The 14,361-nt window shown below is 63.0% G+C and carries 7 protein-coding genes; 5 read left to right on the forward strand and 2 right to left on the reverse strand.

The features are described 5' to 3' along the window. Window positions 1-50 precede the first annotated feature (50 nt). A complete protein-coding gene (locus D4A92_RS09200; protein WP_203019438.1) occupies window positions 51-3,836 on the reverse strand; it encodes a peptidoglycan-binding protein in 3,786 nt (1,261 codons plus the stop codon). A 396-nt stretch (window positions 3,837-4,232) separates the two neighbouring features. Between D4A92_RS09200 and D4A92_RS09205 the strand changes: the two genes are divergently transcribed. The 3 genes from D4A92_RS09205 (at window position 4,233) to D4A92_RS09215 (ending at window position 9,822) form a co-directional block, all read left to right on the forward strand. Next, complete coding sequence (locus D4A92_RS09205) at window positions 4,233-6,026, forward strand: acyl-CoA dehydrogenase C-terminal domain-containing protein (RefSeq protein WP_203019440.1); 1,794 nt, start codon at window positions 4,233-4,235, stop codon at window positions 6,024-6,026. A gap of 201 nt (window positions 6,027-6,227) precedes the next feature. Further along, window positions 6,228-7,436 carry an acetyl-CoA C-acetyltransferase gene (locus D4A92_RS09210; RefSeq protein ID WP_203019442.1) on the forward strand — a complete coding sequence of 403 codons (1,209 nt, stop codon included), beginning with the start codon at window positions 6,228-6,230 and terminating at the stop codon, window positions 7,434-7,436. A 172-nt stretch (window positions 7,437-7,608) separates the two neighbouring features. Continuing rightward, window positions 7,609-9,822 (forward strand): FAD-dependent oxidoreductase, encoded by a 2,214-nt coding sequence (locus D4A92_RS09215; RefSeq protein ID WP_203019444.1) that lies wholly within the window; start codon window positions 7,609-7,611, stop codon window positions 9,820-9,822. A gap of 70 nt (window positions 9,823-9,892) precedes the next feature. On the opposite strand, the gene D4A92_RS09220 is transcribed toward D4A92_RS09215, so the two are convergent. After that, the gene (locus D4A92_RS09220) at window positions 9,893-11,125 is read right to left on the reverse strand and encodes a glycerophosphodiester phosphodiesterase family protein (protein WP_203019446.1); all 1,233 of its coding nucleotides are present in this window, start codon (window positions 11,123-11,125) and stop codon (window positions 9,893-9,895) included. On the opposite strand from D4A92_RS09220, the gene D4A92_RS09225 reads away from it, so the two are divergent. Further along, window positions 11,085-12,800: a GH32 C-terminal domain-containing protein gene (locus D4A92_RS09225; RefSeq protein WP_203019893.1), complete on the forward strand. Its 1,716-nt coding sequence runs from the start codon at window positions 11,085-11,087 to the stop codon at window positions 12,798-12,800. The two genes, D4A92_RS09220 and D4A92_RS09225, sit on opposite strands and share 41 nt — an antisense overlap. Before the next feature lie 78 nt (window positions 12,801-12,878). Continuing rightward, on the forward strand, window positions 12,879-14,357 hold the full coding sequence (locus D4A92_RS09230) for a pyruvate kinase (protein WP_203019448.1): 1,479 nt from the start codon (window positions 12,879-12,881) through the stop codon (window positions 14,355-14,357). Window positions 14,358-14,361 lie beyond the last annotated feature (4 nt).

A 14,361-nucleotide genomic window follows, 5' to 3' on the forward strand; every position in this document is an offset into this window, starting at 1 on the left:
TTCGAGAGCCCGTCATAGACCCTTATTCGCGGTCTTTTGTGACAGCCACATCATTTGTTGCGGGCCAGAAGCTCGGTCACCAACTTATCCGTCACCTGACCCGTCGGCTGTTCACCGATCGATGTCTGGAAGGCCTTGATCGCCGAGACTGTCTTGGCACCCATCACGCCGTCGGGCGTTCCTGCGTCATAGCCGTTCTTGTTGAGAATGGCCTGGATGTTACGGATCGCCTTCTTCATGTCGACGCTTGCGGTTTTCAGGCCCTTGCCGGCCCATTCGTCCGGCGTATTGACCGAATTGGCGTCCGGGTCCATCTCCTTGGCCTTCCAGAGGTCCACCTCGGCGCGGGCGCGTTCGAGTTCTTCCGGCTTCAGTGCATTGGCCACTTCGTCGCGCTTCTGAGCAGCATCCGTATCGCCACCCTTGGCTGCGATCGCAAACCACTTGTAGGACGTCACCAGATCAGCCGAGGTCCCGTTGCCACGGGCACTGAGGATCGCGAGGTTGAACTGGCTGTCTGAAATACCGTAATCAGCGGCCTTGCCGAACCATTCCACCGCCTTGGCATAGTCCTGTGCCCCATCCTTGCCGGAGGCATAGATGACGGCGAGGTTGTGCATGGCGCTGGCATTGCCGGCATTCGCCGCCATTTCATAGTAGCGCTTCGCTTCGCCGATATTGGGTGCGACGCCCGTGCCCTTTTCGAGGAAATTGGCCAGACGATACTGGGCAGGCGCAAAACCCTTGTCGGCGGCGAGGCGATACCACTTGGCCGCTTCGGCAAAGTCGTTCTTCACACCGCGCCCTTCGGTATAACGTGCGCCGATTTCGAAGAGCGCGACCGGATCGCCATTCTTGGCAGCAATCGAAAGCGATGGCGGCGTGATTTCCGAGGGAACGACGATCTCTGCTGACGGAGCCGCGGGCGCGATTTCCTGGGCGACAACGACGTTGGCCGCGGAATCGGCAACCCTGGTTGGCGCTTCGAGTGTCTGGCTGGGCGCGCTGGCCGCGGGCGCCATCAGCGCACTGACAGGAGCCGTCTCACCCGCCTGAACACGTGCCGGTGTCGTCGATGCGGCCTGAACGGCGACGAGGTCTTCCTCAGTCTCGGCTGGAGGCTCTGCCTGAGCGGAGGCCGCCGACGGTGTCGCCGTGCCGGTGTCGCTCTGGACAGCAGCTTCACCAGCGGTCTCGACCGCAGGTTCTGCGATGACGGCCTCGCTCGTCTCATTCGGGCCGGTCTCTTCGACAACAGCGGGCGCATCGCTGCGGGTCAGCGTATTGACGAGCGGCATGGCCATGGCAACGAGGAGCACGGCGCCCACGGCCATCATGATGGGGCGGCGATACCGCGCGAAGAGGGAGGTTTCCCCTGACTTCGCCTTGGCCTTCACATCGGCCACGGTCTTGTTGCCCGAGGGCGCTGTCTTCTGGGCGCGATCCATTTCCATCGCGGCCGCCTGGGCGGCGCGCCGGGCGGCGGCGATGTAGTCCGTCCGGTCCCCATTGTCGGCGCCGGCCGGGCTGGCGCCCTTGGCTGCCTGCTGACTGGCACGAACGCGCTCAAGGATTTTGCGTACATCGGGCGCTCCGGAGCCGGGCTCAAGGAGTTCATTCGCGTCGTCGGGCGGCAGCACATCGACCGGATCGATCGACGGCGAAGGGTCGACCATCTGGCGCGGTTCGGCAGGGGCCTTCGGCGCCTTCTTGCCCGGCATCAGCTTCTTGCCGAGACCGGCGAGCAGGCTGGGCTTCGCAACCTTCTTTTCACGCGCGGCATCGATCACCGGCAGTGCGGTCATGGTCTGGGCGAAATCGTCCGCTGCCGCGAGCAGTTCCTGATCAATCGGATGTGCCGGTTCGGTGACGGGTTCCGCCATCATGCGCGGCGGTTGCGGAACCGGTGCCGCGGCTTCAGGTGCGCGCGGTGCGGGAGCAACAGGAGCCTGGGCGAAGAGAGGTGCTGCTTCGGTCTGCTGTCCGATATGGTGCAACTCGTCGAGCCTTCCGGCGATCTGCACGAGCGTGTCATGCAGGGCCTCGAAGGTGCGGTGGGTCCGCTCTTCCGAATGACGGCTATAGTCTTCGAGCTGCTTCAGGTGATCGGACAGGGCCGACAGCGCAGAAATGTCAGCCGATGCCGCCTGGCTGCCGACTGGGAAGCGCTGGGCGAAATTGGCCATGACGGTTTCGGCGGCCTGACGGGCTGCCTCGATGATGTATTCGTCGCTCGTCGCAACATAATCCTCAAGGGCCGAGATCCGGCCAGAGACCTCTGGATCGGACGGCGACGGCTGGCTGATCAGCTGGGAGAGATGGGCGATCTGGTCTTCCAGACCCTTGAGGCTGGCGCTTTCGCTGATGGGGGCAGAGGAACTCGTTTCCTCCAGGCGATCGACGACGGCATTCAGCCGGTCTTCCAGGTTACGAAGCGCGCTGTCGTCAATGACGGCGACCGCCTGCGGCGTATCCAGCTCCTCGATCCGCTGTGAAAGAAGTTCCAGCCTGTCTGCGAGGCGGTCGTTGACAGCTCCACCATCCAGCGCATCGATCTTGCGCGAGATGTCGGCAAGGTAGCCGGTCAGTTCCGGCGCAGGCGCCGGCCGCTGTACCTTTTCCAGCATGTAGGCGAGTTGTTCGAGACGCTCTTCCAGGCGGACGGCGCTTTGTTCGGTGGAGAGCTGTTCGATGCGCTCCGTCAGGAGTTCGAGCCGCTCGGCCATCTCGTGCGAGGCATCCGGCTGCGGCGGGCGCCGCTCGGAAATGGTCTCGATCTGTCGGGCAAGGCCGGTGAGCCGCTCTTCCAGCCGATGGAAGGTTGCCGGATCATTGCCCGGACCGGTGTTGCGGCTGCCGGCCGCGATGGCACGGGTGATTTCGTCGAGCCGCATGTCGAGCGAGGCGAACTGCTCGGTGAGCTTGCGCTCGTTCGGATCGATATGTGCGCCGATATGTTCGAGCGCAGACGCGACGGTCACCAGCTTGTCTTCCAAAGCCCGGATCGCGCGCGTGTCGCCCATGCCGCCGAGCTGCGACTTGATGTCGTCGAGGCGGTCGGCGATGCGGATGATCTCGTCGCGCATCGCGCCGGTGTCGAGGCCATCGAGACGGACTTCAACATCTTCCCAGCGGCGCTCTATGCGGCGCATGGAATCCTCGCGGGCAAGCCCGTCCATCAGCGACCGCAGGTCGTCGAAGTCTTCACGCAGACCGTCGGTGCCCGGAGCCTTGATGCCCTCGAGCCGCTGGATGCTTTCAGCCAGACGGGCGATGTCCTGGCGCATGTCGTCTTGGGGGCGGCTTTCTTCGGCGAGCTGGCGGATCGAGCGCATCTCGTTGCGAAGGCCGGCGATCTCGCGCGACAGGCTTTCGCCGATATCCTGCTTGAGCTCGCGGCGAAGGCCGCTCAGGGCTTCCACAATGTCGTCGCTTGCGCGCGCCGGCATCGGGGCGCTCGGACGGGTGGTATAGGCCGGCTGCGGATCGGCAAGCGGAGGAACGGGTTGACGCAAGGGCGCACGCGCCGGCGCATCGTCGCTGCGGCTATAAAGGCTGCCTTCGCTGCCGTGTTTGCGGCTTTCTTCCAGAGCGCGCTGGCGTTGGCGAATTTCAGCCAGGGGATCCGGCCGCGTATCGCGTTCGCTGCGCGGCGGATCGCTCGCGCGACGACCGGGAAGCGCGCGTGACACCGGCTCGTCTGCACCGCGGCTGCGGGCCGTCTGCTGGCCGATAAGGCCCTCGATGCGAGCCTCGAGCCCTTCGATCGTGCGGCTCAAGGCATCCAGCGAGGATGGGCTGCCGGGCCGTTGGGTCTGGGATCGCGATCCGTTCATGGTTCTGCTCGCCTCGATGGTGCCGGATGCAAAGTGCGTCCGAATGCGTCCGGGTGGTCCCATTTGACCCCGACGACTGCCTCGTGGCCCAGGGGGGCGGGGAGGCGCGGCGGAATCGCGGATGGATCACCAGCTTTCGAACGCAACCTTTCATGAAACATGGTAAACAAGCCGTTAAGCTTCGCCAAAAATCAGTGAATGCGGTGGTCCGTCGTCTCCCGTCACGCCCCGCGCAAGCGCCTTTCGTTAGAAGCTGCGCAAGGAAGGGGAGGGTGCTGCATCCGGCACAAAAATGCCGCAGCCAAAAACTTTGACGTTTACGCGCACGTCAATTATTTGTATAAGCAGACCCAGTCCGATCCCCTCGGAAACCATGTCTTTGGAGGAAGATGCCCGATGCCTGTCTACAAGGCCCCCGTAAACGACACGCTTTTCATTCTCAACGACGTGCTTGGCCTGGAGCGGTATAACAACCTGCCGGGCTTCGAGGATGCCACCCCCGATATGATCGAAGCGATCATCGGTGAGGCCGCCAAGCTTGCGGAAGAGCAGCTTTTCCCCCTCAATCTCTCCGGCGACCAGGAAGGTTGCGTTCGCTCGGACGACGGTTCGGTGAAGACGCCGAAGGGTTTCAAGGAAGCCTACGACGCCTACTGTCAGGGTGGCTGGCTCGGCCTGTCGATCCCGGCTGAATTCGGCGGTCAGGGTCTTCCCTATACGCTGCACACTGCCGTCGGCGAGTATATGTCGTCTGCCAACATGGCGCTGATGATGTATCCTGGCCTGACCCAGGGCGCGATCGCCGCGATCCTGGAGCATGGGTCCGACGAGCAGAAGCAGAAGTATCTGCCGAAGATGGTCGAGGGTATCTGGACCGGCACGATGAACCTGACCGAGCCCCATTGCGGCACCGACCTCGGCCTGCTTCGCACCAAGGCGGTTCCTGACGGCAACGGCGCCTATAAGATTTCCGGCCAGAAGATCTTCATCTCGGCCGGCGAACACGACATGTCGGACAACATCATCCACCTGGTGCTCGCCCGTATCGAAGGCGCGCCCGAAGGCACCAAGGGCATCTCGCTCTTCATCGTGCCAAAGTTCATGGTCGGCGACGATGGTTCGGTGGGCGGCCGCAATACGGTCACCTGCGGCGCCATCGAGCACAAGATGGGCATCCACGGCAACGCGACCTGCGTCATGAACTATGACGAGGCGACGGGTTACCTGATCGGCGCTGAGAACAAGGGTCTCGCGGCCATGTTCGTCATGATGAATGAGGCCCGTCTCGGCGTTGGTCTGCAGGGTCTGTCGATCTCCGAAATCGCCTATCAGAACGCCGCCAACTATGCCCGCGAGCGTATCCAGGGCCGGTCTCTGTCAGGTGCCAAGGCGCCGGAAAAGAAGGCCGATCCGATCATCGTGCATCCCGACATTCGCCGCACGCTGCTGACCATCAAGGCCTTCAACGAAGCCGGCCGCGCCTTCACCCTGTGGACGGCGCTCAAGTCCGACGTCGCGCACCGTTCCGGCGATGCGGCTGAAAAGCAGCTTGCCGACGACGTGCTTGGCCTGATGACGCCGATCCTCAAGGGCGTCTTGACCGACAAGGGCTTCGACCATGCGGTCATGGCCCAGCAGGTCTATGGCGGCCACGGCTATATCGAAGAATGGGGCATGTCGCAGTATGTCCGCGATGCTCGCATCGCGATGATTTACGAAGGCGCAAACGGCATCCAGGCGCTCGACCTCGTCGGCCGCAAGCTTGGCCTCAATGGCGGCCGTGCCGTCATGGCGCTGTTCAAGGAAATCGGCGATTTCTGCGAAGAGAACCGCAATGACGAGAAGATGGCCTCCTTCACCAAGAGCCTGAAGAAGGGCCTGAACGATCTGCAGGCTTCCACCATGTGGTTCATGCAGAACGCCATGGCCAAGCCCGACAATGCCGGTGCCGGTTCGACCGACTACATGCACCTCTTCGGCCTCGTCGTGCTCGGCTACATGTGGGCCAAAATGGCCAAGGCGGCGAACGATAACCTGGCCGCAGGGTCTGGCGATGCCGACTACTACAAGAACAAGCTGTTGACCGGCCGTTTCTATATGGAAAAGGTCATGCCGGAAACGGCGCTGCGCAAGGCTCGCATCGAAACCGGTGCCGACAGCCTGATGGAAATGGCCGCCGAGGCGTTTTGATTGCGCGACCTGCTCCCTCCCCCTTGTGGGGAGGGGTGGGGAGGGGCCTTTTCAAGCTGCACCCTCTCCCCGTCGCTGCGCTCCGACCCTCCCCACAAGGGGGAGGGTTGACCCGAGGATGCAGCCCCCGTCTTGTCCGGAAAACGGCAGGGGGAGGACAGTAAAATTCCGGCGCCCCCATGCGCCCAAGGGAGAGAGATGATGACTGACGCTTTCATTTACGACCACGTGCGCACGCCCCGCGGGCGCGGCAAGAAGGACGGATCGCTGCACGAAGTGCCGACGCCGCGCCTGGCCGCCAAGACGCTGGAAGCGCTGCGTGACCGCAACGGCCTCGACACGTCCACCGTCGACGACATCATCTTCGGTTGTGTCGATCCGGTCATGGAAGCCGGCGCAGTGATCCCGAAGGCCGCCGCCTTCGAAGCCGGTTATGATTTCGCAGCCCCCGGCATGCAGATCTCGCGCTTCTGCGCCTCGGGTCTCGACGCGATCAACCTCGCGGCCGGCAAGGTCAAGGCTGGCTCCGACGACATCGTGATTGCTGGCGGCGTGGAATCGATGTCCCGCGTCGGCATGGGCATGTCAGGCGGCGCCTGGTACATGGACCCCTCGGTAAACTTCCCCGGCTACTTCATGCCGCAGGGCGTTTCCGCAGATCTGATCGCCACGAAATATGGCTTCACGCGCGACGACGTCGACGCCTATGCTGTCGAAAGCCAGAAGCGCGCTGCCGCCTCCTGGGCTGCCGGAAACTTCGCCAAGTCGGTGATCCCGGTCAAGGACGGCAATGGCCTCGTCATCCTCGATCGTGACGAGCACATGCGCCCCGGCACCGACATGCAGTCGCTGGCCAGCCTCAACGCTTCCTTCCAGATGCCGGGCGAAATGGGCGGCTTCGAAGCCGTTGCCATCCAGGCCCACCCCGAGATCGAGCGCATTACCTATGTCCATCATGCCGGCAACTCTTCCGGTATCGTCGACGGTGCTGCTGCCGTTCTGGTCGGCTCCAAGGCCGGCGGCGAGGCGATGGGCCTGAAGCCGCGCGCCCGCATCCGCGCCTTCACCAATATCGGCTCCGACCCGGCCCTCATGCTGACCGGTCCTGTCGACGTGACGGAAAAGCTCCTGAAGCGCACCGGCATGAAGATCTCCGACTTCGACCTGTTCGAACTGAACGAGGCCTTCGCCGCTGTCGTCCTGCGCTTCATGCAGCATTTCGAGGTCGACCATTCGAAGATGAATGTTGCTGGCGGCGCCATCGCCATGGGTCATCCGCTCGGTGCCACCGGCGCGATGATCCTCGGCACCGTTCTCGACGAGCTGGAACGCCGCGATCTGAACACCGCGCTGGTTACGCTCTGCATCGGTGCGGGCATGGGCACGGCGACGGTCATCGAGCGCGTTTGATGGGGTTTAACCCTCCCCTTGTGGGGAGGGTGGCCGGCAGGCGGGAGGGGCCTTTGCACAAGATCCCCTCCCCAACCCCTCTCCACAAGGGGGAGGGGCTTAACCCCGCCAGATCGCACCCAATGCGGAGCGGCGGCGACATCGGCGAAATCAAGGGAAGAGGAATCCCAACATGACCTACAAGAACTTTACCATCGAGACAGACGCAGACGGCATTGCACTCGTCACCTGGGACATGCCCGACAAGTCGATGAACGTCTTCACCGTGGAAGTGATGGACGAGATCGAGAAGATCCTTGACCAGACCGTTGCCGACGACGGCATCAAGGGCGTGGTCTTCACCTCCGGCAAGTCCTCCTTCTCCGGTGGGGCCGATCTCACGATGATCAAGGGCATGTTCTCCATGCTCGAAGAGGAAAAGGCCAAGGACCCGGCCGCCGCCGTCCAGAAGCTCTTTGACGCCGCCGGTCGCATGACCTGGCTCTGGCGCAAGATCGAGACCAACGGCAAGCCATGGGTTTCCGCCATCAACGGTACCTGCATGGGTGGCGCGACCGAACTGTCGCTCGCCTGCCATGGCCGTGTGGCCTCGAACGCCAAATCGGTCAAGATCGGCCTGCCGGAAGTCAAGGTCGGCATCTTCCCCGGCGCCGGTGGCACGCAGCGCGTTGCTCGCCTCGCCAACACGCAGGATGCCCTGCAGATGATGACCACCGGTCAGACCCTGTCGGCCGCCCGCGCCAAGGCGATGAACCTCGTGCACCAGGTCGTCGAGCCCGGCGAACTGATCAATGCCGCCAAGCAGATGATCAAGGACGGATTGAAGCCTGTCGCCCCCTGGGACGAAAAGGGCTTCAAGGTTCCCGGCGGTGGCATCTGGACGCCTGCCGCAGCCCAGCTCTGGCCGGCCGCGTCCGCGATCCTGCGCCGCGAAACCGCCGGCAACTACCCGGCAGCGCTTGCGATCCTGAAGAGCGTCTACGAAGGCCTGCAGGTGCCCTTCGATACCGGTCTCAGGATCGAACAGCGTTATTTCACCGAGATCGTCCAGACCACCGAAGCCTATTCGATGATCCGCTCGCTCTTCGTCTCGATGCAGGAGCTGAACAAGGGCGCCCGCCGCCCCGCCGGTCAGCCGAAGTCGGAGATCAAGAAGGTCGGTGTCGTTGGTGCCGGTTTCATGGGCGCCTCGATCGCATACGTGACGGCTGCGGCCGGCATCAATGTCGTGCTGATCGACCGTGACATGGAGGCTGCGGGCAAGGGCAAGACCCATTCCGAAGGTCTCGTTGCCGGCGCAGTCGGTAAGGGCAAGCTCACCAAGGACGAAGGCGACAAGCTCCTGTCGCTGATCACGCCCTCTGACGACTACGGCACGCTCGCCGACGCCGATCTCGTCATCGAAGCCGTCTTCGAAGACCGCGACGTCAAGAAAGCCGTCATCGAGAAGGTCGAGGCCGTCCTGCCGGAAGGCGCAATATTCGCTTCCAACACCTCGACGCTGCCGATTACGGGCTTGGCCAAGAACTCGAAGCGCCCGGTCGATTTCATCGGCATCCACTTCTTCTCGCCGGTCGAGAAGATGATGCTGACCGAAGTCATCCTCGGCAAGGAAACCGGCGACAAGGCACTGGCCGTCGCCCTCGACTACGTGGCTGCGATCAAGAAGACCCCGATTGTCGTCAACGACACCCGCGGCTTCTTCGTCAACCGCTGTGTCCTGCGCTACATGTCCGAGAGCTACAACATGCTCATCGAGGGCGTGCCGCCGGTCATGATTGAAAATGCCGCGAAGTTCGCCGGCATGCCGGTCGGTCCGCTGGCGCTGAACGATGAAGTCGCGATCGATCTGTCCTACAAGATCCTGAAGGCGACCGTTGCCGATCTTGGTGAAAAGGCCATCGACCCGCGCCACATGGAGCTCGTCTCCCGCATGGTCGAGAAAGAAGAGCGCTTCGGCCGCAAGAACGGCAAGGGCTTCTACGACTATCCAGCCAAACCCGCGAAGAAGCACATCTGGCCGGGCTTGAAGGATCTCCATCCGCAGCTGAAGCCAGAAGCCGTCAACGTCAAGACGCTGCAGGAACGCTTCCTCGCGACAATCGCGCTCGAAGCCGCCCGCACCGTCGAGGAAGGCATCGTCACCGACCCGCGCGAAGCCGATGTCGGCTCGATCCTCGGCTTCGGTTTCGCGCCTTACACCGGTGGCGCGCTGTCTTACATCGACGGCATGGGTGTGAAGACCTTCGTGGAGCTTTGCGAACGCCTCGCCAAGGACTACGGCCCGCACTTCACCCCGACGCCGCTGCTCAAGGACATGGCCGCCAAGGGTGAAACCTTCTACGGCCGCTTCGACCCCTACGGTGAAGCCGCTAAGGCCGCGTGAGCTTACAGAGTTTACCAAAGGAAAAGGCGGCTGACGGCCGCCTTTTCTCTTTCCGGCTTTGGGTGACGCCTCAGTTCGTCAGCTCATACGACCGCCGCAGCCCCTGAGCGTCGAGCCATGCGATCACCGCCTCCGGCTCGTCCGTCTGGATGATCGTGACGCCCCGTTCGACGAAGAAGCCCCAGACATCCTCGGGTTGCCCGGTCGAAAGCGCGAGATAATCGCCGCGTCCGCCCGCCACCATGCCTTCAGGGCGATCGGTGATCGGATAGGTGTTGATCCAGAGATGCGTGTTATTCCGGACCGCTGCCGCGCGGGCGAGAGGCGAGAGCAGAGGTCCGCCATCCGTAGTGATCGGCTCCGATGAATCCCGATACCAGTGGACTAGCTCAGCGGCCGGTGCGCCGAGCGCTGATTGGGCGCGGTCGATGAAGGCAGGCTCGGTCACGGCGTCATCGGCAAGGATCGGCATGAAGGCGAAGTCGGCCCCGATGGCGCGGCGGATGTCGCGGGCGAGTTGCAGCCGGTCGGCATTCCAGACGGCCATCTTCAGGAGCACGCCGTCGGTCATGCCGAGGCTGCGGGCGAGATCCGCGATCTCGACCAGGGCTTCCGGCTCGAGCTTGTTGTCGATGTTGATCAGGATCCGGCCGCGCGCATGCAGCATCGCTTCTTCGAGCGTGAAGACATGTTCGTCGGTCGTGCGACGGTCTCCCTCGACCACGAGCCGGCAGCTTATAAGCTCTGCAAGGGTGAACTCGGCCACTTTTCCTCGGCACGTGGTAGTGCGGTCGAGTGTTTCATCATGCATGATGACGAGCGCGCCGTCTTTCGAGCGCCGCACGTCGAGCTCCACCATTTCAACCCCGGTCGAAACGGCGTGGTCTATGGCGGCAAACGAATTTTCGGCGCGGACAACGACGCCTTCCTTCTTCCAGCCGGCGCGATGGGCCACGACCATGACATGATCGCGGTTGAGGTTGGCCTTAGTCAGGCGCTCGTGAATGAGGGCCGCACGATTGGACGGAGGAATGGGGGCAAGGCTTGCAGCCCCCGTGACGAGGGTCAGAAGCAGGCCGAGGACGAGAACGGCGAGACGCATGAGCAGGGCTCCGATCTTCAATGTCGCTCTCGCCGCAGTAGGCGCTTCGGGTGAAGCCGCCATGACGGTTTTCTGAAGCCTCTGTGACATCGAGGCATGGAACAGTCGCCGGGCCGTGCCGTTGAACGGTGGCGACAGGAATGAAAGGAAGATGCGCATGATGACGACGACGACCGGCATACCGGAAGGCCACAGGGCCATCGACGTCGAACTACCCGTCAATGCGATGTTGCATCTCTGGCTGAAGGCCGTGACGCCGGATGAGCCGGGAGCCGTTTCCTTCTACAGCGTCAATGGCAAATTCGGCGAAGTCCAGGCCGTCAATTCGGAGGAAAACTCCTTCCGTATCTACCACGTCTTCGGTGGCGGCACGGTCACACTGGCCTATGATACGGCGGTCACCTCACTCTCGGTTGCCTATTGGTTTACGCCATCGGACGTGCTGGAAACCGGCATTACGGTCATCCACACCAATCCGGCCAACGAGCCGCCGGATCTGCCTGCTGGATATCACTTCCGCCCGCCCTTCGGCTGGATGAACGATCCGAACGGCTTCGGTCGGTTCGGCGGGCGCCCGCATCTCTTCTACCAGCACTATTCGCATGGCCGGATCTGGAACAACATGCATTGGGGTCACGCCGTCTCGTCCGACTATTTGCGCTGGCGACACCTGCCGGTCTTCCTCTTCCCATCGGAAGAACTGACGGTCAGGCCGGATAAGCGCGGTGGGGCATTTTCCGGTTCGGCAATTGCGCGCACCGACGGGCCCGGCATCCGCGTCTTCTTCACAGAGAAGATTGCCGACCGAATTCCCGAACAGGAAATCCAGTTGACGGCGACATCGACCGATCTGTTCAGCGCGGGTGCTGCCGAGGTCTTCCTGCCCCGCAGGCCGGATGGCGAGGGTCTGACCTTCGATTTCCGCGACCCCTATGTGTTCCGGGGGCCTGACGGCCTCTGGAAAATGCTGCTCGGCAGTCAGAGCGACACCGGCGGTGTCGTGCTGCTTTACGAGACGGAGGACAACACCGCGGCTTCCGGCTGGGTCTATGTCGGCAAGCTCTACACCGAGACGCGCTATGAAACCTCTGCGCTTGAATGCCCCTGTCTTCTGCCGATGGATGGTGACTACCGTGATCCCGCCACCCGCTGGGCGCTGATCTATGGCCTGATGAACGGCGAGGACCAGGAGACGGGTCGGCGAAACCTGACGATGATCGACATCGGCTGGTTCGATGGGCGAAGCTTCGCCAAGTCCTTCGGCCGTGAACTCGATTTCGGCACCGACAACTATGCTTTCCAGGCCTTCGTCGACGGCAATACGCCCGTTGGCATCGGATGGCTCGGAAACTGGGCCGACACCGGTCCGACGGTCGATTTCCCCTCTGCGATGACCTTGCCGCGTACGCTCGTCCTCGAAGGAGATACGCTGCTGACGCCTCCCATCGGGGCGGCCGAAAGTCTGCGCGCGCGCATGCTCGACCGCACGCGGCTGGCGTCGGGGCAACGCATCGAGCTGCCCAACGGTGCTGCCGAAATAACTTTCGAGTTGTCCGAGGCCGGCGGCGCGTTTCGGCTGGAGTTCGATCACCCGGATATTCGCCTCGCCATTGCCCAGCATGAGGAAGGCCTCGAGATCCTGCATGGCTATCTCGACCGCCCCGAAGAGCCGCCGGGTCCGCGCTATCTGGCAAAGGCCGCCGGCGCTCGCCGTCTGCGCGTCTTCCTCGACTACGGTTCTCTGGAAGTTTTCGCCGATGGCGGGCGCGTGGCCGGGACCAAGCGGATCGCCGGCTTTGAGCCGGTACGAGCGGCAAGGCTCGTGGCTGAACCCGGTGTCGTGGTGAACGCCACCGTATGGAGCCTCAGGCTCTGAGATCCCTGCGATATCGACTGTCATTGGGCTGTCAACAAGCCGGGATTAGGGTTCTGCAACAATCAGGCAGGGCCGATCATGAACATGCGAAAGACCACCGACGCCACCATCCGCGCGGCTGAAATTCACACCGAGATGATGACCCTCAGGCAAGCGATCCTCGACGGAGCATCGCTTTCATCATCAGGGCATGGTGAAGTGGACCCTGCGATCGTTAATCTGGCCCATTATCTCGCTCTGCGTCGTCACGATATCCGGCTGTTGCAACGCCGCCTCATGGCGCTCGGGCTCTCTTCGATGGGCCGTTTGGAAAGCCGGGTCCTGCCGACGATCGATGCCGTGATCCACGCGCTGGCATCGCTCTCGGGCGTCCGGGCAGAGGCCCCCGCCATGCCGGCAGAGACTGACTTTTTCGCTGGCGAGGCGCGGCTCGAGGCCTCAACCGTTGCCCTTTTCGGCACAACGCCGGCCAGCCGCCGGACGCGGATCATGGTGACGCTGCCCAGTCAGGCCGCCGAAGGTCCGGACCTCACCCTGGACCTCGCCCGGGCCGGAATGGATGTCGCCCGCATCAATTGTGCCCATGACGATCCGGAGGCCTGGCGCGCCATGACTGCTTTCGTCCGGGAAGCCGCCGGCGTCTGCGGACGTGACATCAAGGTTCTGATGGACATTGCCGGCCCGAAGATCAGGACCGGCGAGGTGGCCTCGGTCGACAAGAAGCTAAGGTTGCAGATCGGCGACCGTGTCCGCCTCGTGGCAAACGCTGCGCCGCGTATCGACGAGAAAGTCCTGCACTCGGCGGCGGTTTCCCTGCCGGAAATGGTAACCCGGCTCTCCGTCGGTGATCGGCTCCGTTACGATGACGGAAAGCTCGAAGCGGTTGTCGACAGCGTCGAAGCGGAGGAGGCTATCATCGTCGTCCGCCGCACCAAATCCGGCGGCACACGCCTGAAGCCGGAAAAAGGGATCAACCTTCCCGACACAGCTCTCGGGCTTTCGCCGCTGACCACTAAGGACGAAGCCGACCTGGAGATGATCATCGAATGCGCCGATCTCATCGGCTATTCCTTTGTCAGTCGACCGGAAGACATAGATGTGCTCGACGACGTCCTTGCCCGCCACGGCAGGTCTGATCGGCAGCTCGGCCTGATCGCCAAGATCGAGCAGCCGCTGGCGCTCACCAATCTTCCCGCTTTGATCGCGCGGGCACGCCAGCGCGGACCATTCGGTGTGATGATCGCGCGTGGCGATCTCGCGGCGGAAATCGGCTTTGAACGGCTGGCGGAAATGCAGGAGGAGATCCTCTGGATCTGCGAGGCGGCCTCCGTGCCCTGCATCTGGGCGACACAGGTGCTGGAAGACATGGTCAAGCAGGGCATTCCGACGCGCGGTGAGATGACCGATGCCGCCATGGCGGCACGGGCCGAATGCGTGATGCTGAACAAGGGGCCGGCCGTGGTCGAGGCGGTCTCGCTTCTCGACCGTCTGATGGGGCGCATGAACGATCACGTCTTCAAGAAGACCCCGACGCTGCGCGCCTTGAAAAGCTGGTAAGATA

Source organism: Rhizobium rosettiformans (assembly GCF_016806065.1).
Classification (GTDB): domain Bacteria; phylum Pseudomonadota; class Alphaproteobacteria; order Rhizobiales; family Rhizobiaceae; genus Allorhizobium.